The 3,508-nt window shown below is 37.1% G+C and carries 4 protein-coding genes; 1 reads left to right on the forward strand and 3 read right to left on the reverse strand.

The genetic code is table 11. The annotated features are described in order from the left end of the window. The coding region (locus tag ABJI11_RS14155; RefSeq protein ID WP_348353542.1) for a family 1 glycosylhydrolase at positions 1-1,072 on the forward strand (1,072 nt) is incomplete at its 5' end. 138 nt (positions 1,073-1,210) lie between these two features. Here ABJI11_RS14155 and ABJI11_RS14160 read toward each other — a convergent pair. From ABJI11_RS14160 to ABJI11_RS14170, 3 genes are all read right to left on the reverse strand, one after another. Next, positions 1,211-2,389, reverse strand: coding sequence for an acyl-CoA dehydrogenase family protein (locus ABJI11_RS14160; protein ID WP_348353545.1), 1,179 nt, complete (start codon positions 2,387-2,389; stop codon positions 1,211-1,213). Between the two features lie 55 nt (positions 2,390-2,444). Next, complete coding sequence (locus ABJI11_RS14165) at positions 2,445-3,104, reverse strand: methyltransferase (protein WP_348353548.1); 660 nt, start codon at positions 3,102-3,104, stop codon at positions 2,445-2,447. A gap of 64 nt (positions 3,105-3,168) precedes the next feature. Further along, positions 3,169-3,508: LytTR family DNA-binding domain-containing protein (locus ABJI11_RS14170; protein ID WP_348353551.1), on the reverse strand; the 340-nt coding region annotated here is incomplete at its 5' end.

Genomic DNA, 3,508 nt, shown 5'->3' on the forward strand with positions numbered 1-3,508 from the left:
TAACGGTTCAGGAACAATAAATGAAATAGGTCTACAATTTTACAATGATGTCATCAACTTTTGCTTAGCGCAAGAAATTACGCCGTGGTTAACGTTATATCATTGGGATCTACCACAATCATTAGAAGAAAAAGGCGGGTGGACCAATAGAGCAATAATTCAATGGTTTTCAGAATTCACAAAAGTATGTGCCAATGCTTTTGGCGACCGAGTAAAAAATTGGATGGTATTGAACGAGCCTATGGTATTTACAGGTGCCGGATATTTTTTAGGTGTACATGCACCAGGTAAAAAAAGGCTCAAAAATTTTATACCGGCTGCGCATCACGCTGTTCTTTGTCAAGCAGAGGGCGGTAGAATACTTCGAAAATTAGTGCCCAACGCTAATATTGGCACCACATTTTCATGTTCACAGATTACACCATATAGACAGAATAACCGTGACAAAAAAACTGCCGTTAAAGTAGACGCCTTATTGAATCGTATGTTTATTGAGCCAGCACTTGGGTTAGGCTACCCCGTAAAAGAAGCTCCTGTCCTAAAAAAACTACAACCTTATATTAAACCGAACGACATGATTAATTGTAAGTTCGATTTTGATTTTATCGGAATTCAGAACTATACTCGTGAAAAAGTTAAATACAGTTTATTGGTGCCCTACATACGAGCTAAGATTGTAAAAGCGAGTAAACGAAACGTAAAAACTACGTTGATGGATTGGGAAGTATATCCCCCTAGCATTTATAATATGATTGAAAAGTTTAGTAATTATCCCCAGATAAAGAAATTGATCATTACCGAAAATGGAGCCGCATTCAAAGATAAATTAGAGGGAGAGAACATTACTGACGATGAACGGGTACACTTTTTACAACGTTATTTAAATCAAGTTCTAAAGGCAAAACAAGACGGCTTAAATATGCACGGATATTTCGTTTGGACCTTTACAGATAACTTTGAATGGGCAGAAGGCTACTACCCAAGATTTGGACTGGTTCATGTAGATTTTAAAACACTGAAAAGAACGATTAAAAAATCTGGAAAATGGTTTTCAGAATTCCTAGCCAGCTAAATTAAACGCATAAAAAAGCCGATGCTCCCATCGGCTTAAGCTCTTATCCAAAAAACAAACACACATCTTACACGCGCTGTTCAAAGGTATATGTACAATCTTTATACTATGTTAAGGCAATTATACCAAACTGTTACTTTATTGAAAAGCAGGCATACCTGTAATATCAGCACCTGTAATCAACAAATGAATATCATGGGTACCTTCATAAGTAATTACACTTTCTAAATTCATCATATGGCGCATAATGCTATACTCGCCAGTGATACCCATACCACCTAACACCTGTCTTGCCTCACGGGCTATTTTTATAGCCATCTCCACATTGTTTCTTTTTGCCATTGATATTTGTGCCGAAGTAGCCTTACCTTGATTCTTTAATTGACCCAAACGAAATGCTAGCAATTGCGCCTTGGTGATTTCGGTAATCATTTCTGCCAATTTCTTTTGCTGTAATTGTGTCGCGGCAATCGGTTTACCAAATTGCACACGTTCCTTAGCATATCTTAATGCGGTATCATAACAGTCCATAGCAGCACCGATGGCTCCCCATGAAATTCCGAATCTTGCAGAATCCAAACAACCTAATGGCGCACCTAATCCTGATTTATTGGGCAAAAGATTCTCTTTAGGCACTTTAACATTATCAAAAATCAGCTCCCCCGTAGCCGAAGCTCTTAAAGACCATTTGTTATGCGTTTCTGGAGTTGTGAAACCTTCCATACCACGCTCCACTATTAAGCCATGTATACGACCTTCTTCATTCTTTGCCCATACTACGGCTATATCACAAAAAGGCGAATTAGAAATCCAAAGTTTTGCACCGTTCAACAAATAATGGTCACCCATATCTTTATACTTGGTTTCCATACCACTAGGGTTAGAACCGTGGTTAGGCTCGGTTAAACCGAAAGAACCCATCCATTCACCCGAAGCTAATTTTGGCAAGTATTTTTTTCGTTGATCTTCTGTTCCATAGGTAAAGATTGGATACATCACCAAAGAAGACTGTACCGATGCCGTAGAACGAACACCACTATCTCCTCTTTCTATTTCTTGCATAATAAGTCCGTAACTTATTTGATCCAAACCAGCACCACCATATTCTTCAGGAATGTACGGACCAAAAGCACCAATCTCGGCAAGCCCTTTTATAATCTGCTTAGGAAATTCTGCCTTTTGGGCATATTCCTCAATAATTGGAGAGACATCTCTTTTCACCCATTGACGAGCAGCATCACGAACTAGTAAATGTTCTTCAGAAAGTAAATCGTCTAAATTATAGTAGTCTGGCGCTTCAAATAAATCTGGTCTCATATCAATGCTTTTATCAAATATAACTAAAGAAATATAACAGTTTACTAAGGCAAAGTTACATTTTTAAGTAAAATTCTTTAGTCAGCTCCACGTAATCAGGGGTATACTGATGTCTATCAGTTTCAATAATTAATTCAGACACTTTACAATCTTGTTCTTTACGAGAAAAAGCCAATAGCACACGTTTAAAATCTGCTTCAGAATTTCCTTTTACATGCATACAATCCTTTAAAAACAAACCCAGATCTGCAGCCATTTTCACAAAAGCATCTTTTTCTTTAAAAGGTATAATAGTATTGAACACACCATTTTCAGCTAGTAACTTTGAAACCCCCTCTAACAATTCATTAAAAGGAAGAAACTCATTTTGCCTAGCTTGGTCACGCTGTACGTTTCCTGAACTAACAGTTTCTGAATAAAATGGAGGATTGCAAACAATCAACTCATATTGATCCTCAATTTCATCAACAAACTCATCTAGACCGGCATGATAGCAATATAAACGATCACCCCAAGGTGATAACTCAAAATTCTCTACACACTGCTCATAGGCATCTGCATCTATTTCTAGGGCATCAACAACTTCTGCATGGCTTCTTTGTGCCAACATCAAACTAATAACCCCTGTGCCAGCACCAATATCAAGAATAGATTCCGGATTAGCATCCACAGTAGTCCAAGCACCAAGCAAAACACCGTCAGTACCAATTTTCATGGCACAGCGGTCTTGGTTGATACTAAATTGCTTAAATCTAAAAAGTTCGCTCAATGTATATTTCCTAATCCGTTAAATTATTCAAAATTCTACTTTTTGCATCTGCCAAATAGCTTCTTCCAATAGTATATCTAATACCACCAATTTCTACACTGTTACCCTCAACCACACTCACTTTATCTACAGCGATAGTATAAGAACGATGAATTCTAATAAAATTATCTCCAGGGAGTTCATCGGTAAAACTACTTAAGGTTCTATGAATAATATACTTAGCTGTAGGAGTAATTATTCTGATATAATCTTTGAGACTTTCTATCACCATTATTTCTTCTAAATATATTTTCTGAAGTTTCTTTTTATCGACTTTTACGAAAATAGAAGGTCTCTCGTCTTTATCTGAA

The organism is Maribacter sp. (assembly GCF_039968975.1).
In the GTDB taxonomy this organism is placed as follows: Bacteria; Bacteroidota; Bacteroidia; order Flavobacteriales; family Flavobacteriaceae; genus Maribacter.